The organism is Xanthomonas hortorum (assembly GCF_024339125.1).
Lineage (GTDB): Bacteria > Pseudomonadota > Gammaproteobacteria > Xanthomonadales > Xanthomonadaceae > Xanthomonas > Xanthomonas hortorum.
This window is the reverse complement of sequence record NZ_CP101417.1, coordinates 740142-766461: the sequence shown is the minus strand read 5'-3', so window position 1 is coordinate 766461 and position 26320 is coordinate 740142. Positions and strand designations below refer to the sequence as shown.

21 protein-coding genes are annotated in these 26320 nt (G+C 63.3%); 8 read left to right on the top strand and 13 right to left on the bottom strand.

Annotated elements, in window-relative coordinates; translation table 11 throughout:
- Positions 1 to 21: 21 nt before the first annotated feature.
- Complete coding sequence (locus NMB96_RS03130; protein WP_255086195.1) at positions 22 to 909, bottom strand: LysR family transcriptional regulator; 888 nt, start codon at positions 907 to 909, stop codon at positions 22 to 24.
- Between the two features lie 170 nt (positions 910 to 1079).
- On the opposite strand from NMB96_RS03130, the gene NMB96_RS03125 reads away from it, so the two are divergent.
- The 4 genes from NMB96_RS03125 to NMB96_RS03110 all read left to right on the top strand — a co-directional run bounded on the left by NMB96_RS03125 (position 1080) and on the right by NMB96_RS03110 (position 8341).
- Positions 1080 to 1991 carry an NADP-dependent oxidoreductase gene (locus NMB96_RS03125; protein WP_255086193.1) on the top strand — a complete coding sequence of 304 codons (912 nt, stop codon included), beginning with the start codon at positions 1080 to 1082 and terminating at the stop codon, positions 1989 to 1991.
- Positions 1992 to 2003: 12 nt separating this feature from the next.
- A complete protein-coding gene (locus NMB96_RS03120) occupies positions 2004 to 2693 on the top strand; it encodes a glutathione binding-like protein (RefSeq protein ID WP_255086192.1) in 690 nt (229 codons plus the stop codon).
- Positions 2694 to 2974: 281 nt separating this feature from the next.
- On the top strand, positions 2975 to 5188 hold the full coding sequence (gene paoC / locus NMB96_RS03115; protein ID WP_255086191.1) for an aldehyde oxidoreductase molybdenum-binding subunit PaoC: 2214 nt from the start codon (positions 2975 to 2977) through the stop codon (positions 5186 to 5188).
- 321 nt (positions 5189 to 5509) lie between these two features.
- On the top strand, positions 5510 to 8341 hold the full coding sequence (locus NMB96_RS03110; RefSeq protein ID WP_023902384.1) for an HrpF/NolX family T3SS translocon protein: 2832 nt from the start codon (positions 5510 to 5512) through the stop codon (positions 8339 to 8341).
- Between the two features lie 453 nt (positions 8342 to 8794).
- On the opposite strand, the gene NMB96_RS03105 is transcribed toward NMB96_RS03110, so the two are convergent.
- A complete protein-coding gene (locus NMB96_RS03105; protein ID WP_023904071.1) occupies positions 8795 to 9757 on the bottom strand; it encodes an IS1595 family transposase in 963 nt (320 codons plus the stop codon).
- A gap of 205 nt (positions 9758 to 9962) precedes the next feature.
- Here NMB96_RS03105 and NMB96_RS03100 point away from each other — a divergent pair, with 205 nt between their 5' ends.
- Positions 9963 to 10214 (top strand): hypothetical protein, encoded by a 252-nt coding sequence (locus tag NMB96_RS03100; RefSeq protein ID WP_183086628.1) that lies wholly within the window; start codon positions 9963 to 9965, stop codon positions 10212 to 10214.
- 489 nt (positions 10215 to 10703) lie between these two features.
- Entirely contained in the window at positions 10704 to 11666 is a 963-nt protein-coding gene (locus NMB96_RS03095; protein WP_023904071.1) for an IS1595 family transposase, read from the top strand.
- A 103-nt stretch (positions 11667 to 11769) separates the two neighbouring features.
- On the opposite strand, the gene NMB96_RS03090 is transcribed toward NMB96_RS03095, so the two are convergent.
- Positions 11770 to 12857 (bottom strand): IS3 family transposase gene (locus NMB96_RS03090; protein WP_255086190.1). Its coding sequence is split into 2 segments (ribosomal slippage): positions 11770 to 12605 and positions 12605 to 12857, totalling 1089 coding nucleotides; the frame shifts between segments, so codons are not numbered across the junction.
- Positions 12858 to 13381: 524 nt separating this feature from the next.
- Between NMB96_RS03090 and hap3 the strand changes: the two genes are divergently transcribed.
- A complete protein-coding gene (gene hap3, locus NMB96_RS03085; protein ID WP_023903165.1) occupies positions 13382 to 13825 on the top strand; it encodes an Hpa3 family type III secretion system protein in 444 nt (147 codons plus the stop codon).
- The gene (xopF1, locus tag NMB96_RS03080) at positions 13822 to 15855 is read left to right on the top strand and encodes a type III secretion system effector XopF1 (protein WP_043889033.1); all 2034 of its coding nucleotides are present in this window, start codon (positions 13822 to 13824) and stop codon (positions 15853 to 15855) included. The genes hap3 and xopF1 overlap by 4 nt, the downstream gene beginning before the upstream one ends.
- Before the next feature lie 111 nt (positions 15856 to 15966).
- Here xopF1 and xopZ read toward each other — a convergent pair whose 3' ends face one another.
- From xopZ to sctQ, 10 genes are all read right to left on the bottom strand, one after another.
- A complete protein-coding gene (xopZ, locus tag NMB96_RS03075; RefSeq protein WP_255086189.1) occupies positions 15967 to 19917 on the bottom strand; it encodes a XopZ family type III secretion system effector in 3951 nt (1316 codons plus the stop codon).
- 256 nt (positions 19918 to 20173) lie between these two features.
- A complete protein-coding gene (locus NMB96_RS03070; RefSeq protein ID WP_043889717.1) occupies positions 20174 to 21202 on the bottom strand; it encodes a pectate lyase in 1029 nt (342 codons plus the stop codon).
- A 270-nt stretch (positions 21203 to 21472) separates the two neighbouring features.
- Complete coding sequence (locus NMB96_RS03065) at positions 21473 to 21955, bottom strand: CesT family type III secretion system chaperone (protein ID WP_023903171.1); 483 nt, start codon at positions 21953 to 21955, stop codon at positions 21473 to 21475.
- A 56-nt stretch (positions 21956 to 22011) separates the two neighbouring features.
- On the bottom strand, positions 22012 to 22293 hold the full coding sequence (hrpE, locus tag NMB96_RS03060; RefSeq protein ID WP_023903172.1) for an HrpE family protein: 282 nt from the start codon (positions 22291 to 22293) through the stop codon (positions 22012 to 22014).
- Between the two features lie 84 nt (positions 22294 to 22377).
- Positions 22378 to 22620: an Hrp regulator HrpD6 gene (hrpD6, locus tag NMB96_RS03055; RefSeq protein ID WP_023903173.1), complete on the bottom strand. Its 243-nt coding sequence runs from the start codon at positions 22618 to 22620 to the stop codon at positions 22378 to 22380.
- Between the two features lie 10 nt (positions 22621 to 22630).
- Positions 22631 to 23578, bottom strand: coding sequence for an HrpD5 family protein (hrpD5, locus tag NMB96_RS03050; RefSeq protein WP_023903174.1), 948 nt, complete (start codon positions 23576 to 23578; stop codon positions 22631 to 22633).
- Positions 23575 to 24390, bottom strand: coding sequence for a hypothetical protein (locus NMB96_RS03045; protein WP_023903175.1), 816 nt, complete (start codon positions 24388 to 24390; stop codon positions 23575 to 23577). Before NMB96_RS03045 ends, hrpD5 begins: the two co-directional genes overlap by 4 nt.
- Entirely contained in the window at positions 24387 to 24647 is a 261-nt protein-coding gene (gene sctS / locus NMB96_RS03040; protein WP_005994479.1) for a type III secretion system export apparatus subunit SctS, read from the bottom strand. Before sctS ends, NMB96_RS03045 begins: the two co-directional genes overlap by 4 nt.
- Positions 24648 to 24651: 4 nt before the next feature.
- Positions 24652 to 25296, bottom strand: coding sequence for a type III secretion system export apparatus subunit SctR (sctR, locus tag NMB96_RS03035; RefSeq protein WP_043889035.1), 645 nt, complete (start codon positions 25294 to 25296; stop codon positions 24652 to 24654).
- Positions 25283 to 26236 carry a type III secretion system cytoplasmic ring protein SctQ gene (gene sctQ / locus NMB96_RS03030; protein ID WP_183086775.1) on the bottom strand — a complete coding sequence of 318 codons (954 nt, stop codon included), beginning with the start codon at positions 26234 to 26236 and terminating at the stop codon, positions 25283 to 25285. Before sctQ ends, sctR begins: the two co-directional genes overlap by 14 nt.
- Positions 26237 to 26320: the final 84 nt, after the last annotated feature.

Here is a 26320-nt window from a genome sequence, read left to right as displayed (position 1 = left end):
ATGCGTCAACACCAGAAACCGCTAAGGCGTGTTCTTGGAAAAATGTCCGCATAGAAACTCGACGAACGCGGTCACCTTGGGGCTTACCAGGCGGCGTGACGCATGCAACACCCAGCCTTCGAGCGGCGGTGCCTGTACGACGCCCCATTCGGCAACCCTCCCGCCGGCGATGTCCTCTACCACGGCGGACCGCGGCACCACTGCTGCGCCGGCACCAGCCAGTACTGCGTTTCTGATCAGGAGCGGCGTCGAGTACCAGAGCACCGGCCTGGGGAGATAGGTGTACATGTGCCCATCTTTATCGACGACCTTCCACGGAGGAATGACCTTGCGGCCGATGCGTGTGATGACCTGGAGTTCTACACCGGAGGGAGTCGCTTCTCTGGCTTGAGGACGATTCAGGCCCGGTGGAGCAACCAGCACCAATTGGTCGTTGAGAAAGCGCCGGCCGACCAGCTTGTCGTCCGTTGGAGGGTTGAAGCGAATCACGATGTCGTATCCGTCTTCCACCAGGTCGACAAGGCGGTCTTCAGCAGTCACCTCCAGTTGCACATCTGGATGCGCGCGCAGGAAGGCTGCGCCGATGCGCCCCATGGCAATGTGTGAGAACAGCAGCGGCGCACTGATGCGCAGCACGCCGCGTGGCCGACCGATGCCTGATTTCAGCTCTTCAACCACCTGGGCGATTTCGCCGAAGGGGTCGGACGTTCTCGCGTGGAGAACTTCGCCCTCCGGTGTGAGCCGTAGCGTGTGGCCGCCCCGCTCGACAAGCCGTATGCCAAGGCTCTCTTCAAGCGAACGTACTCGACGAGACAAGGTGGCCTTTGGTTGCCCGCTGGCACGGCTTGCGCTTCCGAAGCCCCCGTGGATGACGACAAGGTTGAAGTCTGCGAGGGCTGCGATATCCAAGGGATGTTCCATTTGCAAGACATCATGTCCAGGTATTCGAGACTATGCGCTTGGTTTGTGCGGGCGAACAATGGCGGCGTCGACAGGATCCCGGAGTTCACAGGTGCGCTCAGCCTGTGATGTGATTCGGGTTGTCATTTCATTCACTCACGTCTTCAAGGAATGCTCGCATGAAAGCAGTACGTTTCCACGCCTATGGAGGCTCTGAGGTCCTCAAGATCGAACAGATCGATAAGCCAGTGCCGGGTCCGGGGCAAGTTCGCATCCGGGTCAAGGCGACAGCAGTCAATCCGATCGACTGGAAACTGCGTGCCGGATACATGCATGCAATGATGCCGCTTGCGTTTCCCGCAGGAAGCGGATGCGAGGCTTCAGGCGTTGTCGATGCCGTTGGTGAAGGCGTCCCGGCCGATCTGCTGGGCACCAGCGTGTTTGGCAAGGGCAACGATACGATGGCCGAATACGCCATCCTGGATGAGTGGGTTGCCAAGCCTGACGCACTGACATTCGAGGAAGCGGCTGGCCTTTCGGTCGCTGCCGAAACGGCTGCACGCATCATCGATCAGGTGGGAGTCAAGCCCGGGGAGACGCTATTGATTAGCGGTGCTGCTGGCGGCGTGGGTTCTGCCGCACTTCAACTCGCGCGTGTTGCTGGTATCCGCACAATCGGCACGGCAAGCGAGCCAAAGCATGACTATCTACGTTCGTTGGGAGCGATCCCGACCACCTACGGACCGGGTCTTTCCCACCGTGTTGCCGAACTCGCACCCGAAGGGGTACAGGCCGCGCTCGATGTGGTCGACTCTGGAATGATTCCGGAGTTGGTGGCAATCACCGGTAGCCCGTCGAAAGTGGTGTCGATCGCCGATCTCACTGCACCGCAGTACGGGGTGACGACCTCCTTTGAGCCGATGGATAAGCAAAGCGCGGTTAAGGTGTTGGAGCACGTTGCAATACTCAGTGTCGCGGGATCCTTTACGTTGCCGGTAGCGCAGACATTCCAACTGCAGGATCTTGCAACGGCGCATGACCTGAGTGCCCAGGGTCATGTCACCGGACGGCTCGTTGTGACTTTTGACTGAGCTTGAGTGACGATGATAGATCTCTACTATTGGCCCACCCCCAACGGCCACAAGGTCACCTTGTTTTTGGAAGAGGCTGGTCTGGACTACACGCTCAAGCCGGTCAACATCGGCAAGGGCGACCAGTTCACACCTGACTTCCTGCGGATTTCGCCAAACAACAAGATGCCGGTCATTGTCGATCATGCTCCGGCCGATGGTGGTGCACCGCTGAGCGTTTTCGAGTCCGGCGCGATCCTTCTGTATCTTGCCGAGAAGACCGGCCGGTTCCTGCCTGTTGACGCACGCGGCCGCCTTGTTGCTCTGGAGTGGTTGTTCTGGCAAGTGGGTGGCCTTGGTCCGATGAGCGGCCAGATGGCTCACTTCAGCGTCTATGCGCAGGAGAACATTGCCTATGCCATCGATCGCTACACTGCCGAGGTGCGTCGATTGCATCGCGTGCTCGACCAGCGCCTGGCCGAGCACGCCTTCGTCGCTGGCGCCGAGTACGGCATCGCCGACATGGCCAGCTATCCCTGGTTCGAGGTCTATGGCGAGCTGAAGCCCGATTACGACGCGTTCCCGCATCTGCAGCGCTGGCAGGGTGACATTGCTGCACGCCCGGCAGTGCAGCGTGCCTATGCGCGCAAAGACCAGGTCAACCCGAATGCCGGGCAGCCCCTCAGTGATGAGGAGCGCCACCACATGTTCAGCAGACGCTGAGGACTGCTCCGGCAGGCTCCGGGACAGGCGCCTTGCGATGGTTGCCTCTGACCTGATCCTGGTGCCCAAACGCGATGAAGTGATTGCTGAAAAATTCTCATGAGCGCATCCCGGCCCGACCAGCGTCGATGCTCCTGGGGTCTGGTACAACAGCTGGCCATGTGCTCGTGTGCGCCCCCCAGCCCTGTTGGCAACTGAGCCGTCTGTTGGGCAGGAAACTACAGCACGCGATCGCACTGCCCGATACGCAGCTTTCGCATGCTGCGCTGGAGATACGCTCAATGAAGTTCGACACGCCGGCAGGCATCACTCCCATCGACCAGCTCAGGGTGGTCGGCAAGCCCGTGGACCGTATCGAAGGCCCGCTCAAGGTGACGGGCACCGCGCCTTACGCCTACGAGTGGCATGACAACGTGCAGGATCTGGCGTACGGCTACATCGTCGGCGCCGCGATCGCCAAGGGGCGTATTGCGCACATCGACACGACCGACGCTGCGAATGCTGCCGGCGTGTTGCATGTGCTCACCTACAAGAACGCCCAGGCACTGCGAACCGGCGAGTTCTACGTGCAGCGCTTCCTGGCCGCGCCCGAGGTCGAGCATTATCACCAGCCCGTTGCGGTGGTGGTGGCCGACACCTTCGAGCAAGCGCGTGCGGCGGCTGCGCTGGTGCGCGTGGAGTATGTGCGTGAAGCCGGCCGCTATGACCTGGCGCAGCAGCTGGACAGTGCGCCGATCGCACAGCAGGCGCCATTTGGTGGTCCACCGCAAACCTCGGTGGGCGACTTCGCTGCGGCCTTCGCGGCCGCACCGGTCAAGGTCGATGCCAGCTACACCACGCCGGACCAGGCGCACGCGATGATGGAGCCGCGTGCCAGCATCGCCAGTTGGCAGGGCGATCAGCTCACCTGCCGCACCTCGATCCAGCAAATGAACTGGGGCCGGCGCGATCTGGGCAAGATCCTCGGCATTCCCAAGCAGCACATCCGTTTGCTCTCGCCGTATATCGGCGGTGGCTTCGGGGGCAAGGGCACGGTCCAGTCGGATCTGGTCATGGCCGCACTCGCCGCCAAAGCGGTCGGTAGACCCGTCAAGGTGACGCTGCAACGGCCGCTGATGTTCAACAGCACCATCCATCGGCCAGCGACGATCCAGCGCGTCAGGCTGGGCGCCACACGCGATGGGCACCTCACCGCCATCGGCCACGAAAGCTGGTCCGGCAATCTGCCCGGGGGGCGTACCGAGCCCACGACGCTTTCGACCCGCGTGCTGTACGCAGGTGCGAACAGGATGACGCAGGTGCGCCTTGCCGTGCTCGACCTTGCCGAAGGCAATGCGATGCGCGCGCCTGGCGAGGCGCCCGGCATGATGGCGCTGGAAATCGCCATGGACGAGCTGGCCGAACAGCTCGCGCTGGATCCGGTTGCGCTGCGCATCCTCAACGACACCCAGGTGGATCCGGAGAACGCGGGCAAGCCGTTTTCCACGCGCGCGTTCGTCGAGTGCCTGCGGGTCGGTGCCGAACGCTTCGGTTGGAGCCAACGGCTGGCGCGGCCGGCAAGCGTGCGCGATGGGCAGTGGCTGATCGGCATGGGCATGGCCGCCGCCGTGCGCGGTGCACCGATTTCCAAGGCAGGTGCGCGTGCGCGTCTGGATCGCACCGGCACGGTGACCATCGAAACCGACATGACCGACATCGGCACAGGCAGCTACACCATCGTGGCGCAGACCGCTGCCGAGATGCTGGGCGTGCCATTGCAGCAGGTCGTCGTCCGCCTGGGCGATTCCAGCTTTCCGGAGACGCCAGGGTCGGGCGGTCAGCAGGGCGCGGCCTCGGTTACCGCAGGCGTGTATGCAGCGTGCGTCGCCCTCCGTCACGCGATCGCCCAGCGGCTTGGCATGCAGGCGGACGCGGCGCAGTTTGCCGATGACATGGTGACGGCCGGCACGCGCCGCGTGCCTTTGCGCCACGCGGCAGCGCAGCACGACATCGTGGTCGAGGATGCGATGGAATTCGCTGGCTTGAAGGAGCGCTATGCCCAGCAGACCTTCGGTGCGCATTTTGCGCAAGTGGCCGTCAACGGCTACACCGGCGAGATCCGCGTGCGACGCCTGCTGGCGGTCTGTGCGGCCGGACGCATTCTCAACCCGAAGACTGCCAGAAGCCAGATCATCGGCGGCATGGTGATGGGCGTCGGTGCCGCGTTGATGGAAGAGATGGCTGTCGATCGCCGCTTGGGCTTTTTCGTCAATCACGATCTGGCTGGTTATGAAGTGCCCGTGCATGCCGATATTCCGCATCTGGAGGCGCATTTCATCGACGAGGTCGATCCCACCATGTCGCCGCTCAAGGCGAAAGGCGTCGGCGAATTGGGGCTGACAGGTGTAGCGCCGGCCATCGCAAACGCCATCTACAACGCCACCGGCATTCGTGTCCGCGAGTATCCAATCACCTTGGACAAACTGCTGGCGCAGCTTCCGCTTCCAGCGGAATGAGCGAGCTGCGGCCAGGCAATCCGCGGGCTTCATAGGCGTGTCTGCAGACTATTCACCGCGCAGCCAATGGTAACGATCCGGCCAATTGTCTCGTGCCCGCGTCCATGGATCAGCATGTCTTACCCCTACCTCGGTTTGCAGGCTCGCCGCCCGCGCGCACTTTCTTGCGCTTTTTTCGCCAAAATAGTTCATCGGCGCATGCATCCCTTGGCGAGAATGGCGAACATTCGTGTTCGCCGCATGAGACATGCCCGTGTGACCGTATGAGCATGTACTCATATGCAGCCGCTCTGTCACTGCTCTGCCATTGCGAGGCCGCACATGTCGCTCAACACGCTTTCGACCGGGAGTGCCGCCGGTCTGTTTCTACCTCTCACGGATGACGCGTCGTCGCCGGAGGCGCCCGGATCCGATTCGGCCATGAATGACTCCGATCTGTTGCTGGCGATGGACAACCTGTTCTTGCAGCAGATTTACAGCTTGATTGCCGCCACCTACGGCAACACGCCAATCAATGGGCCTGGCAGTGGCATTCCGGGGTTGGCAACGCCTTCAGCCGACGACATTCAAGCCAACCAGCCGATCGAGAAACGCACGTCCTGGCAGACGCTGCCGACGCCGTTCGACCCCAAGGACATCAAGGGCGCCACCGCGCCACCCGCCATGCCGGGGTCATCGGTGACCTGGGACGGTGGCACGCTCACGCAGTCGCAGCTTCAGATCGTCTCTACGCTCAATCAGCATCGCGACAAGATGCCGATCGAGTTCGCCAAGCTCGACGAAAAGATCAACGATCCATCCACTCCGCCGGACCTGAAAAAAGCGCTGCAAGGTCTGCAACAGGATCCTGGGCTGTTCTTCGCCATGGCATCGCAGGGCCACGGCAAGCACCACGGCGACGACCAGGGCAAGTGCAACGGCAAACTCATTGCAGACAACCTCTACGACTTTGCCGACCGCCATCCGCAGGTGAGTGAGCTGGGCGGAAAGAACGCGACCTACAACCCCGAAAAGTTGAAGGGATCGACTCCGCCGCCGGCGGCAGAAGGTTCATCGGTGACATGGGACGGTGGCACGCTCACGCAGTCCCAGCTTGAGATTGTCTCCACGCTCAATCAGCATCGCGACATGATGCCGATCGAGTTCGGCAAGCTCGACGAAAAGATCAACGATCCATCCACTCCACCCGACCTGAAAAAGGCGCTGCAAGGCCTGCAACAGGACCCTGGCCTGTTTTTCGCGATGGCATCGCAGGGGCACGGCAAGCACCACCACGACGACCAGGGTAAATGCAACGGCACGCTCATTGCAGCCAACCTCTACGACTTTGCCGACCGCCATCCGCAGGTGAGTGAGCTGGGCGGAAAGAACGCGACCTATAATCCCGAAAAAATGAAGGGGCGCGACCTGCCACCTGCGGTGGACGGCTCGTCGGTCACCTGGAAAGACGGGACGCTCACCCAGAACGAATTGGAAATCGTCACCACGCTCGATCGCCACAAGGACCAATTGCCGGTCGCCTGGGCCGATCTCGACGCGAAGATCAACGATCCGGCGACGCCGCCGGATCTGAAGAAGGCATTGACCGAACTGCAGAAAGATCCGCGGCTGTTCTTTGCCATTGGCTCGCAGGGCGATGGCAAGTGTGGCGGCAAGATTACCGCCGGCGATCTCAGCAAGTTCTCGGCCGGCCACGCGCAGGTCGCGGAATACTCCAACAAGCAAGCCAAGGGCTACACGCAAAACTATGTGGCGTCGGACAGCCCGGACAAGACCCAGCCAACGGTCATGACCGAAAGCGACGCGATGCGCGAACTCTATCGCTACTCGGACTATCTGCCGAAGGATCTGAACCAGGACGCCTTCAAGCACTTGGTCGAAGGCGACAGCAAGACCAAGAAGTGCCCTCCGCAGGTCATCGCCGCCGCGCAGTACTTTCGTGAGCACCCCGACCAGTGGAAGGCGCTGGCGGGAGACGCGGGTTCGCTGAGTACGCCGGATTTTCTGCAGAAATCCGCATCGCAGATGCACCTGACCGCCCCCGAACTGAAAACGCTCGACACCATTAACACGCACCAGGATGCGTTCTTCGGCGACGGCAAAGAGGTGACCCGCGACAAGCTCGACACGATCGTCAAGGACGATAAAGCCGACCCCGCCGTGCGTGACGCCGCCAAACAGTTGTTGGGCGACCCGCTGCTGTTCGGCTTGTTGAACAATTCGATCACTGGCTACAAGAAGCCCCACAGCTTCTTCGGCGGTGGCCATGTCGTCGACTCAGGCAAGATCAGCAACAAGGATTTTCGGCAGTTCTACGATCATATGACGGCGGCCAACAAGGCCGTGGAGAAATCGCCCACGCACGCGGCCACATCGCCCGACCAGAAGAAGGCGGTCGCGGACATGTTGATGGGCAAAGCCGATCAACCCGAGATCAAGCAGAAGAAAAAGGACATCGGCACCTTCGGCAAGGGACTGCATGAGTTCCTCAAGTGGGACAGCAAGATCTTGGACTGGGCCTCCGTGGGACTCAGTGCACTGAACGGCATCCCCATCATCGGCGAGATTGCGGATGTAGGAGCGCTGGCATTGGAGAGCGAAGCGCAGGCAGCACAGGTGCTCGACACTGCACTGCAAGGCGGCGACATGAAACTGGCGTGGGAACTCGCCGGCATCAACATGGCTGGGGCGCTGGTGGGTGCCGCCGGTGGACCCACGGCCAGACTCGCAGCCAAGGGGGTCGCCAAAGGGGTGGCCGAGGGCGCAGCCAAGGGGGTGACCAAGGGCGCAGGCGAGGGCGCGGCCAAGGGTGCAGGCGAGGGCGCGGCTAAGGGCGCAGGCGAGGGCGCAGTCAAAGGAGAAGGCAAGGGGGCAACCAAGCGGCAAAAGCGCATTGATGGGGTTAAAGGATATTTAGTAGGCAACGACATTAATCGATCGACGGACATGCTCAAGGCGCCTGTGTTGGCGGGCTTGCATTATGAAGAGGTGCGGTTGGATAAAGAGAAGAAAAACGGCGAAATCCGCCAGAAGCTGGAGGACGCGGGCGGAGTGCCGTTGGGGAAGCAGATTATCCCGAAGGACGTTGCGGACAACTTCGAGGCGGACACGAAGGAAAACCTCCGGAATTTGCGGGGTGGGCGGCGCAGGTAATGATCGCCTTTGTTCGGCGTTCGCTGTGAGAGGAGCGCAGGCGATCACCATGATCGACTGATGCGATCCTGCTACTTTGAACGCCAATGCGCCTTGCCGGCTGCTGCTTGCGACCGGCAAGCATTAATGCAGCGGCCCCGGGCTGGGAGTGCTCGCGAGAGTTCTAGAAGTGGCGAGCGCCGCAATGACACTGCACCGAAACGTGAGAGGCTAGCTCGCTGGGTTAGCTCGCCGGGCGGCTCTCTCCGCTTGGGTTATCCGAAAAGCGGAAAGCGGACTGCGGATCATCCCGCCTGATGGTCATGAGAGGACGAGTCGTCATGCCAGACCTCTTTGTCCAGTTGGTGGCATTCGGTACGCTGCATGATGCGAGCACCGGAGGCCAGGGACGGCTCAGCGTGCGAAACCACTGTCTCCTGGTCAAGCATAAACTCTCCTGATTAGCCCTGACACTCAGCCATGAAAATTGCTCGCTGCACGTAAAACCGGCTCTGGGCATGGTGTGGATTGCATCATGGCCGTGGCAAGTCGCGGCAGCATCTCGCGCAAGCGGAATCGACGATTAAAACGATAGGCCGCCTCTCCCAGGTAACGCCTTGCGTATTTGCCTTGCGCGATGGCGTGATACACGCCACTGATGGCGCGTTTGAGATTGCCCAGCACCACGTTGACCCAACGTGCACCGGCCGTTTCGGTCGCGGCACGACCACCGCCAGTGTCCAGCGTGGTGTGCGCGTGGCCGGCGTCTTCCAGCCGGCGGAAGCAGGCCAGCCCATCGGTGTAGACCTCGCACCCGGGCGCCAGGCGACGGGCAATCCAGCCCTGCAGCGAGGTGTTATCGAAGCTGCGCACCGGCTCGATCACCACAAAGCGCGGCGCGGTGAAGGTGGCATCGGTCTGCACCGCAATCAGGAACGCTTGTTTGTTCTCCGATCCGCGTCCGGCCTTGCCACCGTTACGCTCGCCGCCCAGATAGGCATCGTCGATCTGCACGAAACCCGCCAGTTTCCGCCTGGATTCGCGCTCGGCCATAACCTGCATGATCTTGTGTTTCATCCGCCAGGCCGTCTTGTAGTTGACGCCCAGATGCCGCATCAACTCCAGCGCGGCCATGTTGGTTTTGGTCGAGGTCAGCAGGTGCAACGCCAGCATCCAGGTGCGCAGCGGCAGTTTGGTGCCTTCGAACATCGTGCCAGCGATCAGGCTGGTCTGATGCCGGCACGCGCTGCATTGGGAGTAGATCGCAGCACCCCGCTTGAAACGCGAGCGCACGCGCCCGGCACAGTGGGGACAGCGAAATCCCTGCGGCCACCGCCATTTGTATAGCGCGCGGTAGCACTTGGCCTCGGTGCCGTAGGACGCGAAGAACTCGGACATCGACAATCCAGCCTGGAACTGCACGGCATTGATGCTCATCACGCTGCCTCGTTAGCTTCAGGTGACAGCAGCATCCACAAAGCCCGGCGCAGATCCTGCGACTAGCGGCTGAAGGTCAGGGCTAATCAGGAAAACCGATGGGCCGCTTGCACAACTCCAGGGACGTTCCGCTCCGAAGAGATATCGCACCGCTCCCAAGCCTGCTCAATCGTCCGCACAGGCTCAGCAAATGCGGCCACTTGGCATGCCGCCATTCCACGCAGGCACCTGCAACGATTGCGGTCTTCATACGATTGCGGCACTGACCGGGCTTCCTGAGGCGCATGTGGTCAACGGGCTGGGCCTGACACCAGACAATATTCAATACATTAGCCAACATGGCATGACGCCCGACCAATTTACCTGGGCAATCAGCAAATTCGAAAATGGCAGTGTCAAACACCAGCGCGGATCGCCGGAAGACCTTGCCAGTGCACTGCATCAGCTTCCAGACTAAGAAAAGATTGCGATCGGCATGGAGCGTCATTCAGGCATCGGACACCTAGTTGCTGCGATGCGCCAAGGTGAAAAGCTGGTCATCTGGGATCGCCAGGTCAGCCATGTAACAGAAGTGCGAACGAGAGAGGAGTTATTGAATTATTTCAATAGCAATAATGTGTCAAGTGTTCAAACGTGGTCGCGTCAGTGATCCCCAGTAGTCCGTAGCTATTCGCAGGCAACTGGTAAAAATCCTCTGCCACACCCTGCTGCAGGGCTGCAGCCCAAGCGCTCAGCCCTGCATTGATCCGGCCGTTCACCTCTATCAGGCAGGCATAATTCCCTTCGGGCAAGCTATGCCAGTGGCGATTATCGATCGATAATCAAATTGCCGCTGCGCTTGCATACAAGAGTTTACCTGATTAGCCCTGACCTTCAGCCGCTAGTCGCAGGATCTGCGCCGGGCTTTGTGGATGCTGCTGTCACCTGAAGCCAACGAGGCAGCGTGATGAGCATCAATGCCGTGCAGTTCCAGGCTGGATTGTCGATGTCCGAGTTCTTCGCGTCCTACGGCACCGAGGCCAAGTGCTACCGCGCGCTATACAAATGGCGGTGGCCGCAGGGATTTCGCTGTCCCCACTGTGCCGGGCGCGTGCGCTCGCGTTTCAAGCGGGGTGCTGCGATCTACTCCCAATGCAGCGCGTGCCGGCATCAGACCAGCCTGATCGCTGGCACGATGTTCGAAGGCACCAAACTGCCGCTGCGCACCTGGATGCTGGCGTTGCACCTGCTGACCTCGACCAAAACCAACATGGCCGCGCTGGAGTTGATGCGGCATCTGGGCGTCAACTACAAGACGGCCTGGCGGATGAAACACAAGATCATGCAGGTTATGGCCGAGCGCGAATCCAGGCGGAAACTGGCGGGTTTCGTGCAGATCGACGATGCCTATCTGGGCGGCGAGCGTAACGGTGGCAAGGCCGGACGCGGATCGGAGAACAAACAAGCGTTCCTGATTGCGGTGCAGACCGATGCCACCTTCACCGCGCCGCGCTTTGTGGTGATCGAGCCGGTGCGCAGCTTCGATAACACCTCGCTGCAGGGCTGGATTGCCCGTCGCCTGGCGCCCGGGTGCGAGGTCTACACCGATGGGCTGGCCTGCTTCCGCCGGCTGGAAGACGCCGGCCACGCGCACACCACGCTGGACACTGGCGGTGGTCGTGCCGCGACCGAAACGGCCGGTGCACGTTGGGTCAACGTGGTGCTGGGCAATCTCAAACGCGCCATCAGTGGCGTGTATCACGCCATCGCGCAAGGCAAATACGCAAGGCGTTACCTGGGAGAGGCGGCCTATCGTTTTAATCGTCGATTCCGCTTGCGCGAGATGCTGCCGCGACTTGCCACGGCCATGATGCAATCCACACCATGCCCAGAGCCGGTTTTACGTGCAGCGAGCAATTTTCATGGCTGAGTGTCAGGGCTAATCAGGTCGGTTTTTGTGGTTGGCCTGCTTTGCCTTTCGTCGCTCGGTGAATTGGTAATCCCCCCATTTGTAGCAGTCGCCCAAAGTGGAGCTATGCAGCAAGTGCCAACTTTTGCATGGGGGTGATGCCGCCGAGCGCCATGTTGGGACGCTCGTGGTTGTAGGTCCATAGCCATCGTGTGGCTTTGTCTTGCACCTGCTCGATTGAGTCGAACATGGTTCGGGCCAACCATCCATAGCGTACCGTCCGGTTGTAGCGTTCAACGTAGGCGTTCTGCTGCGGCTTGCCAGGCTGGATGTGCTCGATCCGGATGCCGCGTTGTTCAGCCCAGCCCAGTAGCGCACCACTGATGTATTCAGGCCCATTGTCGCAGCGAATCACGCGCGGCTTGCCGCGCCACTGGATGATCTGTTCCAGTGCCCGAATCACACGAGCCGAGGGCAAGGACAGGTCGACCTCGATCCCCAGCCCTTGGCGGTTGAAGTCGTCAATCACGTTGAACAATCGGAAGCTGCGCCCATCACTGAGCTGGTCGTGCATGAAGTCCATCGACCAGACCTGGTTGATCGACTCGGGCACAGCCAGCGGCTCTGGGCGTTCTCGCACAAGCCGCTTCCTTGGCTTGATCCGCAGGTTCAACTCCAGCTCCCGGTAGATGCGATACACGCGCTTGTGGTTCCAGCCAAAGCCATTGACGTTGCGCAGGTGCAGGAAGCACAAGCCGAAGCCCCAGTCGCGGTAAGCGGTGGTCAATCGGATCAACCAGTCGGCGATCAGCGCGTTCTCATCCGATGCCTTGGCCTGGTAGCGGTAGCAGGTCTGACTGACCGTAAACGCCATGCAGGCTGACCGGATACTCATCGCCTTGTTGTTCACCGCCCATCGGGCCATCTCTCGGCGTTGAGATGGCCTCACCATTTTTTTGCCATGGCCTCCCGAAGCACCTCGGATGTCATCTGCGACTCGGCATACATCTTCTTCAGGCGCCGGTTCTCCTCCTGCAGCTCCTTGAGCTGGGACACCATCGATGCGTCCATACCGCCGAACTTGCTACGCCACTTGTAGAAGGTTGCCGAGCTGATGCCGTGCTCACGGCATAGCTCTGGCACAGGCGTGCCGGCCTCGGCCTGCTTGAGTACCGCGATGATCTGACTGTCGGTGAATCGTGATGTCTTCATGGAAATCTCCTCAGGAAAGGTTACGAGAAAATTCCACTTCTGGCTCCTGCTGATCTGAGGGGGGATTACCAATTCACTACATGGTTATTTTAGGAACGTGCTGTCTGGGGGTGCGGAAGAAACCTTCATGAATACCACTCGCTTGTATTGATGAAATAGGGTGAAGCGAAACGATCGATAGCGAATCCACGTCTGATGTTTCGGGTGGCCGCTATGGGCGGAAACAATGCAGCACGCTGACCCATTTTTGCGACCTGCATCGCGAAGTCGAGCATATCGATGTGAATGTCCGGGGTGTAAGCGACTGAATCCCGGACCCGTGGTGTGCAACGTGATCTCGCATTGCCTCGGAGTGCGGTGCACTTGATCCAGGTCTCGGTTGCATGTTTTTCGGCAGGACATCTTCGCGCACGGCAAGAGTCTTTCGCAGGGGTTTACCTGGGTATGCGTCCCGCACCGGAGACTTTGTCCTACCGGAATGGTGTATCGGTACTCATCGCCTACTTTCTCGAGGATTTCGGAAAATGTCGGAATTGGGAAAACTCCACACCGCGAACGACGCATTTTTCACCAACCTGGCGGTCCGTCTTGGGTTGCCCGACGAGCTTGCGCAGCGACTTGGCGAAGGTGAAACCATCCTTGGGCCTGCGGGCATGCGGTGCCGTGTCCACACGCAGATGCAGCAGGGCGAAATGACGGCCTTTCCGGAAGTGATCCTGCCGTTGGCCGCACGCGAGCTCGGCGGCGATGAGGTGGTGACGCTGCTGGCGCTGCAGGAACAATTACTGACGCACTACGGATGGCGGCTCACGCTCTCGGATCTTGGGCTGCTGTGTGTCTGCCCGCTGTTGCTCGGGCGCACGCCCGATGCCGTGGCCACCGCGCTGGAGCGCGGGCAAGTGGTCGCCCGTGTGGTGCTGGACGCGCTGGTGACTCAGGCCGGCAGCCCGGCGGAGGTGGCCTCATGAAGCTCACCAGCGACATTGGGGCCTCTTTCAGCAGCCGCGCAACCTCGCCTGCCCCCACACACCCAACGCAGGCCGAGGAGGCCGCTGCAGCACCGCAGACGCGGCCTCCAACCGGGCCGCTTGCGGGCTTACGCTCTCCGGGCCCGATGTTGCGTGGTAGTCGCGCAGCGTTTCCACGTCGCGCGACGACCGACGCAAGTCATGCCGAGTGCTCGCATGGCGCATCCCATCGCTCGCAGTCCTCGCAGTCGTCGCATTCTTCGGAGCTGACGGATGCCGCGTTTTACACTCCGCCGCTAAGCCCCTGGTCCTCGGTCAGCGATGTGTCGGACGCGCCTGCCGCGCCTGCCGTTGCAGCGACCTATGCGCAGCGCAGTGCGTCGACAGCCGCTGACTTGAAGGGGCAGATACGCGCACGCCTGGACAGACTGCCATTTGCAGCGCCGTCGGAGGAGCAGCAGGCGCTGCAGGCCGCGTATCTGGAATGGGCGGACGCGCGCGTGGATGAGCGCATCACTGCGTTCGGGCCGGATGCCGGATACCAGGTCGTCGGCGATATGAAGACGGCGGGCGCAAAGGCAGCGTGGCCGATCGCCTACGAGTGCCTCAACGCCTTCCTCATCACGGCGATGCGGAACCCGTTCGGTATAGCAGCGAGCGCCGCCTACGAAAGAACGCGCCCGCGCGGATCGGAGGCCGTGAGCACGGCGGCGCTTTTCGGTGCGGTGTCGGGATTGGCCTCGTATACCTGCCAGACCATGTTGATCCCGGCGATGGATCGGCGCGCGCGTGTCGCCAACTTGCCGCGGTTCAAGGCCATCGACCCCAAAATCCTGTTGCCCGATTCGCCGCCGGTTTTATTGGAGATCACCGGCCAATGCAAGCGATTCACGCGCCCCGGCGAGGGCAACGCACCGACGCTCGCGGAGCTCAAGGCGCAGGCCTACGATCTGCGCGCAGGCATCGCCCACTGGCAATCGACATTGGACGACAAGTCCCTGGACACCTTGTTGCTCAAGCCGACAATCAATGCAGGATTCAATGTGGCGCGGCGAACCTCCGACGATCCGGATACGCTCACGCCAGCGGGCCAGCTGGGGTTGAGCGCACTCGCCATCGGCGGGGCAGGGGTCGTGCAGAAAGCCTTGCTTGAAACCGGCAAGGCAGTTGCGCGCACCGGCCAGATGAGCGTTCCCGATCTGCTGGGCGGACAACAGAGGTTGAATCTGTTTTCGCTGGCGTTGCCGGACAAGGCGCGTCGACCTGCGCAGTGGTCCGATGCCGTGCGATTCCCCCCGACCTATTTGCTGGAGACCGGTGAGGAAGCACTGGCTTTGGCCAGGCAGGCCTTCAAGACGACCAATGCAATGACAACTGCGGTGCGGGATGTGTTGGGCCGCCACGTGCTCGGCAATGTGTTGGCCAGTTTCGCTTCGCTCGGCGCCGGTCGCTTGATTGCTGCGCCGTTGCGTGGCGGTAACGCAAGCGGAGCCGTTGCGGGCGAAGCCGGCAACTCCACCGCTTCGGTCGTGCAGCAGGCGGTGCAGACCCTGTTCAACGATACGGTCTGGAATGCGCTGAAGGCCAAGAACGGCGCCAACACCACCCAGGCGACGCGACTGGATCAGGAACGTGCCGTCACCGCAGCCAATCATCAACGCACCATCGCACGCACGCTTCAGGCGCTGGCCGAGCCCATCGACGAGGCGATCGCGCTGTTTTCGGCGCCGACACCGGCGCAGATTGCGCGCGCCCTGGAAGAGGGGGAGCGGCTTGCGCCTGCGCCGGGACCACAGGTGGGGAGGTTGCGCGAAGCCCTGGAAACATTGCGCGCGGAAATCGGCACGCAGTCCCCCTCGATTGCGACCATCGACACGGTGCGCGATGCGCTGCACGCCCGGCAGAAGGCGATGTTCAGCGGAGTGCCATGCAACGACCTCACCGCGACACTGGATACCGAGTTAACGACGCTCAGGGAGGCGTTGCACGAGAGCGAGAAACTGCGCCAGTGGGAAAGCGGCCGACCGTGAGCGATCGATCGCGCGGGTGATCCGCTCGCGGATTGCACGCTGCAAGGACAGACGCAGCCGCCGTTGCGTCTGTCGCTTGCTGGTGCTCCCGGTGCCGGCCTGGCGCGCGGCTTACCTGCGAGCAGTGGGAGTGGAACGGGACGCTGCGGCGCGCGGGACCGCTTCGTACGCCGGCCATTGACCGACCGTGCGCATGGCCTCGGCGATGCGGTTGCGCTGGCGCTTGACGATGAAGTCCACGCCACGTTCTTCGGTCAGTTTCGCCTTCTCGCGGACCAGCAGCAAGGTCGGCTCCCACACGGCGGGCTGCTGCAGCAACGCGTCGAAGGCCGTACGCTCGGCGAGTGCACGCGCGTGGTCACCCGTGTCCTGCGCCACCAGTGCAAGTGCACGGTGCACGTCCAGCAGCGGCGCAGCGGCGCTGCGCAACGCCTCGTCGGCAAACAGGGCGGCCAGCGCGTTGCCATCGGCAAAGCGCCTGGCCTGCTGCATGAAATGCTCCAGTTGCAGCTCTGCCAGCACCGGCTGCAAGGTCTGGTCGACGTCGTTGCCCAGCTTGACCAGGCCGTAGTCGGCCCAGCGCTCCCACCGGCTGCGGACCAGGCGTTCGAACGCGGCGAATTGCGCGAAGTCGGTCGCGCGGTCGCTGCGAACCGGATCGATTTCGCCGCCGAACTGGAACAGCGTGCAGAACGCGGTGGCCACGTCCGCGCTCGCTTCGGCCGCATAGCCGGCTTCGATTGCCGAGACCGTGGTGCTGGCTGCAGGCGTCGCCGATGCGCCTCCGCGTCGATGCTGGGCAAGTGCCAGTTGTACGCCGGCCGTCAGGCGTGCGCCCGCTTCCACCCGGCGTGCGGCGGTGGCGTCGCAATACTGCGTAGTCATGTAGCCGGCCACGGTCGTCGACGTCCAGCCGAGGTCCTGGCGCGATTTGACGCCGAGCCCGAGCGAGCCGCCCGCACGGCGGCCGTGCGTATCGCCTGCGCGCAGGCCGGCGCTGACGCTGGCGCTGCATTCGGTTCCCTGGCTGACGCGTGCGGCCTGGTCGATCAGCCCGACGCTGGCCTCCGGATGCTCGGCCAGCAACGCATGCATCCAGTCCGCGCCGTGTGGCTGCTCTGGATGATCGGGTGCTGCGCGGCGCACCAGATGCTCCAGCATGCGCAAAAACGCCTGCGACAGCGCCGGTTCGCGGCCCTTCCCCAGCCGGGGGATACGGATCTGCAGGCCATCTTCCACGCCGACCTCGCGCCGATAGCGCCAGTCCACGGCGGCCGACACGCCGGCTGCCGCGTAGGCACTGTCCACAGCGATGCCATAGCCGGCAGTCAGGCCCGCACCGAGCTGGCGCTGTGTCGTGGATTGGCGACTGATCTGCAGGTACAGACCGGTACGTCCCATGTAGAACTCCAGCGAGGCATCGCGATTGCACTGCATGCTGGCGATCAGTCGCGCGCCCAGGCCGAACGCAGATCCTGCAACGGCAGCTGCCGCCGAAAGCGGTGCGAGATTGGCGCCCCAGGTCCGTTGGCAGGTCATCCGCCAGCGGTCGCGCCATTCCAGGTGCGAGAGCATGTCGCGCAGCAAGTCCAGCAACGTCTCGGGGTGGGTCAGGGCGTCGGCACCGGTCTGCTTCGCCAACTGCAAGGTCTTGTCGACGGCGGTGTCGAAATGCGCCAGGCAGTCATCCGCATGAGTGAGCCACACTGTGGTCTGTGGCCAGGCATCGCTTGCTTGCAGCTCGGCCGCTTGCTCCGCGTGCACGGTAGACAGGCAGGTACGCAACAGATCGAACGCGGCTGGCGCGGTGCAGCGGCCGCTTCGCACCTGCTCCCAGGCACGCCGCAATCCTTCAGGTGGCGCTGCCTGTACCACTGCACCGCCCGGGGTGCTGGATGCCTGTGCCTGATGGTGGTCGTGCAGCACCGCCGCACGTTCGGCGATGCGCGCCAGGGTGGCGGCATCGAAGACCATGCCGCTGCGGTCCACGTCCTCATCGACCCATTGCAGCAACTCGGCAGCCGCTTGCCAGTGCAACTCGGCCTGCGATGGCACATAGCCCTGCGGCCGGGCGGCGTGCAATGCGCCCAGGTAGCCGATCAAGGCAGCGCAGGCGTGTTCCAGGGTCAGGTTGGCGCGTCGACGCGGTGTCGGCAGTGCGGTGGCCGATGCGACCTCCAGCCCCTCCGACAAGGCATGCAGCGGATTGGGAGCGCTCGCGTGTGCGTCCCCAGGATGGGGCGAGGTGGCCGTGCGCACCGCCTCGCCGAATGCCTGCAAGTGGGCGTTTGCGCGCGCATACGCCGAGTCGGGAGCACACGACTCGTAGCCGTTGCGCAGCGCATGGTATGCCGCGCGTTGGTCGCTGCTGCAGGTCTGCAGCGCCTGCGCCGGGTCGGCCGCGTGCAGGGCACTGACGGCCGCGCGCCGTGCATCGCTCAGCCAGCACCGCGTGGCGGTATCGTCCAGGGGCGTGGCGCGCAGCAGCGCATCGGCCCGTAATGCGATGCGCGCGATGTCCTGGCGGCCCGGTTCGTCGGCACGTTCGTGGCGTGCCTGGATCAACTGGCCGAGCACCTGGCGGCCGCGCGGCACGCGCGCCAGAGTCGCCAGCCAGCGCGTCGTCGCCGCCTCGATCGCTGCGCGAGGAATCCCGGTGTGCTCGCCCATCGCGCCCTGTCCGGCATCGTGCTGTTGCGGATCGGCAGGGATCAGCGCGCTCCAGGTGCTGTTGTGGACATGGTCGAAGGTGGCAAGCAGCAGCGCCGCCGCGTCAGCGCGGTTGTCGCCGAGCACACCGGCCACTGCCGAGCGCAGCGCGCCAAGCGCGATGGCCACGATGCCCGCTGCAGGCACCGCCTGGTCTCCGAAACGCGTGGTGGAGAGCCCGCTCGCCCATGTCGACAAGCGCTTGCGCAATGCAGTGGCCACAGCGGCATCGGTTGCGCTGGATGCGGTCTGCGCGATCTGCGCGGCAATCAGCGCGTCCGACGCGGCACTTAGCGCCTGGCTGGCGCGCAGATCGTCGGCCGCTGCGGTGTCGACCTCCTGCGCGAGCGAGTGCGTCAGACCCGCCAGCGCCGGCAGCAGTGCACGCAGCTTGTCGGCGTGCGCAGCGGTCTCGAACAGGTCGCCAGCCACGATGTGCGCAGACTGCAGCGCCTGCCCCAGGGTGGTGTCGAGGCTGGCGGCGCGCACTTGCAGGCGCTGCAGCGAGGCCTGCTGTTTCTCGCGCAGGGCGGACAGATGGCGCGCGTGCTCGTGCAGCTTGCGGATCCGATCCAGCTCGGCTTCGTGCTTGAGCATGTCGCGCAGGCGCGGTCGACGATCGCTTGCCGCAGGCGCGGGCATGGCCGTCAGTTGGTCCAACTGCTGCTGCAGCTGTTGCTCGGTGTGCGCCAGGCGCTCGCTGCAATCGGCGATGTGTTTGCGTAGTAGCGCGTTCCAGGTGGCCAGCACCTGTTGGCGTTTGCGGGTCTCGTTGGCACGGTCGGCCAGGCGCGGTGCGCGTCTGGCATGCAAACCGGTGTCCTGCTCCAGGCGATCGAGATGCAGATGCACCAGGCGCTGAAGCGCTGCGGCCTTGCGCGCGGCGATCCGGGCATCGCTCAGCCGTTGCGAGGCGGCGAATTTCGCTGTCTGCAAGGGAGCCAGTGAGTGCCAGTCGCCCGGCTCCGATCGAGCGGGCGGTGCAGGCTGCGCAGACGTGCCCTGGTAGCGCAGCAGGCGCGTATGGTCGGGAGTGGCCTGCCGGGCGATGCCCACTGCCGTGCCGGCGAGCCGGGCGAGCTTCTTCAACGACTTGCGCATGCCGCGCAGCCTGCCTGTCTCGCGCGACGCAGGCGTGCCCTGTCCGGTGTCGGCAGCAGCTGCGGTGTAGCGATGTACCCGTGCGGCCACATCCATTTGTGCCGCGCGTGCTTCGGACTCGGCCGCGGGCCCATCCAGTTGATGCAGTCGGTGATGCGCCTGCTTGTGCGGCGAGGGCGTACCTGCATGCGCGGTGCTGTGGCTGTTGCCAGGCAGCCCGACTGTCACGGTGGAAGGGCGGATACGGGTCAAGGTCGATCTCTCGCGTGTGGAGGTTCGCGTCCGACTGTGCACGCCGCTGCTGTAAAGCCGAACAGGGCGAGCGGCCCGTTTGCACATGGCAGCAGTGTTTGCTTGCCGCGACGCAGTGCGTGCCGCGCAGGCGTCGCTACGATGATGGTCGGTCTGCGGTCATCGCCTACGACGGCGGGCACTGACGCCCGGCAGATGCGGCAACCATGCATCTGCCGGGCGCGATCGACGCGCGGCGACGGCGCAGCGCGCGCGATCAGCCGCTGTAGGCCTTGTGGCCGATACGTGTCGCACCTATCGCCTGGGAAGCGTCGGGGGCAATCACCTCGTCGGGCGCATCGGTCTTCAGGTTTGCCAGCGTCACCGTCGCGCCGCGCGCGTCGGTCCGGAACACCGCTTCCTTGACCTGGTTGAACTCGCAATTCTCGACCTGAAGGTGCGAGTCGATATCGGCATGCCCACCGTTGGTGCGGAAGACCTTGCTGGCGCCGTTGACGGTGTCGCCCGACATCACCACGTCGGCAGCGCCGTTGTCCTGCACGACCTTGTCTGCGGCGTTCTTGAACGTGCAATTGATGATTTCGACCTTCGGCCGGCCGCTGACCTCGGGGCTGCAACCGGCAATCCCCGCATCGTGCTCACGGTTGCCCTGCCCATCGATGGTGACTGCATCCTCGCTGACATCTTCGTTGACGCAGTTGACCATCTTGCCGCTGGCCATGAAATGCACACCGTCGCCGGTGCCACCCATGCGGACGTTGCAGAGGCTGCCACCGTCCTCGACGACGAAAAGTGGCTGCTGGTGCTCGTTCTGGGAGCCATCGCCCAGGCCTGGGCCACCGGTGTAAAGCTGGCCCTTGCCGTCGAACACCTCGCCCTTGTGCACCACGATGGGCTTGTTCTGGATGCCGGGTGGCGCGGTGACGACCTTGCCGGGAGGCAGTGGCGCCTGCGTGCCGGTCGGGCCTGGCGTGCCGTGAGCACCGTCGGTGGGCGTGGGTGTTGGAGTCGCCGAGTGACCCGGGTTGGTGTGCGATGCGCCGTTGCCGGCTCCCGTTCCGGAGGTGTTGCTGCCGTTGCCACCGTTGCCACCGTTGTTGCCATTGCCATTGCCATTGCCGGCACCGCTGCCGTGTTGCCCGCCGGGGTTGGTGGAACACGGCGGGTTCGATGGCGGCATCGATGGTGTCGGATTGAAGTTGGTCGGTTGCTGACCGTCACTGGATGGCTGATCTTGTGGCTGCATCATGTCGCTGAGCAGGCGTTGCATGCAGTACGCCAGCATGCTCATGATCACCGCAGTGAGGGCTTGCTGCTCCGAAGGGGAGAATGAGGACGGCTGTAAGCTCGCAGTGGTATGTGAGGGAATGGCGAGATTCATTGGCGAGTGTCCTTGCAAGAGATGGATGGCGGAAGAAATCCTGCGGTGGGGAAATAACCGCGCGACAGCGTAGCGATGCTATACAGCGCAGCGGATGCGCAAAGCCCCGGCAGCGTGCTGCGCAGTCGTGCATGTCTGGCTAACACCATCGGCATGCAGGCAACGCCGAGCACCTCACGCGCGTAGCCACAGATAGTTTCCCGTTGCGATTCCTTCGAACATTTCGTCGTGTGCAATGAAGATGTTGTTGTTCCAGTAACGGCCATGCTCGGCATAGTGGGCGAGCAGATCGCAGATCCAGGCGCCGTCGACGTCGTCGTCCAGCGGAACGCGCACGACCAGCACGATCACGCCGGCATCGTTCAATCCGAGTTGCGCCTGGTCCTGTGCATATACCGACAGGTTGGCTTCCAGCAGCAGCCGGAAGACCGTCAGGGTCCGTCCCGCAGGAGCAAGGCCGTAGGAGATGCGTAGGTAAAGCGCTTCTTCTTCCGGCGCTTGCTGTGCGTCATCGTCGGTCTGGGCTGCAGGCATGTGCAGATAGACTTCAAACCCGTCTACCCAGAGCAAACGACTGCTGAGCACCCCCTGCACATCCGGCAGGTCCAGTGCTTCGCACATCTGCTCAACGATCGCTTCGAATCGAGCGCTGCTCATCCGTCTTGCAACCTGACGCAGGACCGCATACCGGCCCCGCGTCATGTCAAAAGCCGTTACTGACCGACCAGGCTTTTTGCATTGTCGCCGGCCTTGCCGATGAACTTGTTGAGCGCCACGTTGAAGTCGAGATCGTTCTTGAGCATGGTGATCTTGTTGTTCATGCGCTTTTGATCCTCGTCCGAGGCGGTGAGGTCGCCGAGCAGCGAGTCAATCTGCCCGCTCGCCCCATGCGTTGCGGCGGCACCGGACATTCCATTTGAAATGCCTCCGGTAAAGCCGTCCATGCCCTGGCCGACGCGCGAGTGCAATGAACTCATTTCGGGAAGTAAAGCCATACGAAGACTCCTTAGCAGTTAATTAAAACGGGGGGCGCCTGCCGGCGCGTTTTACCTGGTCGAGGCGACCAAGGAAATCGATGGTCAAGGCATGCCGGCAACATGCGCGACGATGTCGCGCGCGGCGTTGATGCCGTCGTGCAAGACAGTGAAATCGTTGCGCGCGGCCTGATCGCTCGCTGCAGACCAGTGCACACGGATCTGTTGCGCTGTCGTATGCAGCGCTGCCTCGACGTTGCGCAGTCGCTCGCCGGAGACATCCAGCGACTTGGTCTGCAAGATCTTGATCATATCCTGGGTGACCGTGTCGGTCATGGCATCGAACATGGTGCGGTTCTCATGGCGCCGCTTGCTGCGGCAGGGAAGTCAGGTGCTTGGTGCCGTCCGGGGTCTCCACATAGTTCAGACCTTCGACCAACAGGGCGGCGTCGTAGTTGACGGGAGGTTTCACGGACGGGTCCTGCTGCGCGATATCCACGTGCAGCTTGCGGATTTCCGGGCCCAGATCGCTGCGCAGGTCGGCGATCCGCCGGATCGCGCGCTCTGCGTTGTCGCTGCTGCCGGCAATGGAGAAAACGCCCTGGCCGTCGTAACGCACGCTCAGGTCGCGGTCGGCCAAGGTATCGCGCAGGGTTGCTAATACCTCATCCACCACCACCACATCGACGGTGACCGCATGTTGATACCAATGCAATTGTGCGCGCAGGCGTGCCGCATCCGCACTGCTTGTCACCAGGCCCTCGACCCGCACGCGCGACCCGACCTGCTCCACGCGCGCTTCGCGCAAGCCCAGCTGTTTCAGCGTGGACGCGACTTGGTTGAGCTGGTGGTTCTGGCTTTTGGAGGCAGCAGCATGTAAGTGAGATACCGGTAGCAGAGAGGGCAGCAGCGCTGCGGCTACCAGCGCTAGCATGGCGCCCACCACTGCACGCATCGCAGTGCGCCTGGACCTTCGTGGCGGGGGGGGTGCCGGCGTCGCGGCTGGGGACAGCAGCCGCTCCAGCAGCGCAACATCGTCCGGCCAATCGGCCGCAGCCTCGCCGATGCAAAGCACCAACGGACCAAAGCGCACCGGATGCAGCGCAACAAACGCTGTCGTCGGCAACGCGTCGCTGCGATAACGCACTTGACCATCTGCATCCACCTCGATGATGAGCGAACAATCAGGCCAATCTTCGATCCGGATTTCGGCTTGGGGATCGGCGCCCAACGTATAGCTGCCTGGCTGCAAATCTAATCGTGCGCCGGCATGGATTCCCGTCAGCACGCGAAGTTGCATGGTCATGCGCGAATCTCCTGAGCGGTCCGCTCCTGGTGCTCAATCAGCAATGTGTTCAAACGTGTGATGGCGCCGGTACGATCTAGGCGTTTACGTGGTTTTTCCGCGTTGAGCAGCACCAACGGAAGCAGTAGATGGAAATTGCGCAGCGCTGGCGATGGCTCCGGTTGCGCCGCCACCAGCTCCACCAGAAGCTTCCGTAACGCCTGCAGGTTTTCCGCAGCGGTGCTCGCGGTGCCGGAGCGCAGATGCTCGCGCATCAACCGCCAGACCATGGTCGTCAACTGTGCTGCGGCAGGATGGGCAATGCCGATCGCGCGCAGTTCGACAAGCGCAACGGCAAGCGCGCGTCGCCTGACCGTCGGGTCGGCCGCGCGTGTGGTCGCGTAGCGGTCGAGAACGTCGTCGACACGCGCACGCAAACCGTTGTCCAAGTGCACCGGCGAAGCGCTTTGCCCTCTCCCCGCCTGCGGATCGCCGGCCTGCGCGTTGCCGCCCTCGCCGTGCTGATCATCCTGGCGTTGCCCCTGGCCCTGTGGCTGAGCGACCGCAATGCTGACCCGGCCGCGCAGCGCCGAGACGCGTGCCGCTTCGGCTTCTTCCAGTTCGGTGGCGTCGCGTTCGTCGTCCATGCCATCCAGCGAGCGCATGCCGCGTCGCCGCTTGCGCGGTGGGGCGGGGCGCAGACGGGGGGCATGATGTGCAGTGTCCGCCGGCGGCTGCACGCCAGCATGCGCGGCATCGGCGTGGTGGTGCGATGCGCCGGGCGCGCTCGGCAGCGACGGCGGCACCGCGCCTGGCGAAATGCGCCGGATCATGGAAAGGCCGCCTGCATCAGCGCCTGACCGAACTGCATGATCGCCGAGGCGCCCCAGGGCGCAGTGACTGCAATGGCAGCCACCACCACCACCAGCTTGAGAGCGAACGAAATCGAGGCATCCTGCAGCGACATCACTGCCTGGATGAAGGCGATCAGCAGCCCGGCCACTGCGGCCACGCCGACCACCGGCAACGACACCTTGAGGCACAGCAACAAGGCTTCGGAAGTGAATCGCACCAGATCGTCGTGGTCCATGGCGTCACCGATAACTCAGGACCAGGCCGTGGATCAGCATGGACCAGCCATCCAGCGCCACGAACAACAGCAGTTTGAACGGAATGGCCACGTTGGTCGGCGTCACCTGCGAAAGGCCCATCGCCATCAACCCATTGGCCACCACCAGATCGATCACGATGAAGACCAGATACAGCAGGAATCCGATGCGGAACGCTTCGGTCAGCTCGCTCAGCGTGAATGCCGGTGCCAGCACCAGCAGATCGTCGGGCTTGAGCGTATCGGCCTTGTCCTTGGGCCAGATCTGCTGCGCCGAGCGAATGAAAAAGGCTTTCTCGCGCTCGCGGGTGTGCTTGAGCAGGAACTGCCGAAACGGTTCGCGGCAGGCATCGAGTAATACCACCACACGGCTGTTGTCGGCACCGGGACTGTAATTCTGCGCGGCCTTGAACGCCTCCATGCCCACCGGCGCCATCACAAAGCACGACACCAGCAACGCGACGCCGTTGAGCACCATGTTCGGCGGCACCTGCTGTACGCCGATGGCATTGCGCAGCAAGCCGAGCACGACCACGATCTTGGTGTAGGAGGTGACCACCATCGCTGCGAAGGGCAGCAGCCCCAGCATGATGACCACCAGCAGCAGCGAGCCGACATCAGGCATCTGCATGCGCAGTCTCCGACATGCTGAGGATCTGCACGCCGAGATGTTCGCCCACCGCCAGCAACCTGCCGATGCCGATGGTCTGGCCGTAGACGACCAGGCGGATGTCGGCCTGATCCACCGGCACCGACAGCTCGAGGATCTGGCCGGGCTGCAGGCCCGACAGCACCGACAGAGACAGCGCAAGCTGGTCCACTTCCAGCTGTACGGGCAGTTCCAGTGCCGCCACATCGGTGGCGGACGATGAGGAGTCGGACGCGGGCATATCGTGCTGCATGGTGGGGGCAGTCTCCAGAATCATCTGTTGCAGGGTCAGGCGTACCGGAGCGCGCAACACCGCACCTCCAGGGACGCCCCAGAGCAGCTCGCCGCTGCGCACGGGAGCCGTGGCAAGCGCGTGCAGCAGGACATCGCCCGGGCGCAGCGATTGCAGCAACGCCGCCGCTGCCGTGCGCTGGCCGATACGCAGGCGCGTGGTCACCCGCAGTGCGCTCAGCCAGGCCGGCAGTGGCGATGGCTGGGCCAGCGCAGCGCTAGCCGTTTGCAGCGCGGCAAGCAGCAGCGGGCTGGCGGTCTCTGCGATCGCGTCGATGCCGCCCAGCGTGATGCCGATATCGAGGCGATCGACTGCATCCGCACAGCGCTCGAAGGCGACGACCTCGGCAGCGCCTAGTCCCAGTGGTTCCAGGGCGCGCAGATCATCGCTCAACAGCACTCCGGCGATCGCCACGCGCAGGGCGTCATCGGCGTCGTTCAACAGCAGCGCCAGGCTGTCGCGTGCCGCGATCCGCAACTCCAGGCTGCCGCTGTCGAACTGCAGCTGCAGGCGCGCGGCGTCCGCAGCCCGGATGCCGCGGCGTTGCGCGGTGTAGCCGCAACGCTGTGCGGCATGCGGATCGCACAGCACTCTGCCGAGCTGCGCACGCACGGCGGGCACGTGGGTCAGCGCCTGCGACAAGTCGCGTGCCGGCGACGTCAGGCTCGGCTCTGTTGACAACACGGCGTCCCTCGCTATGGCTGGTTTGCTGCA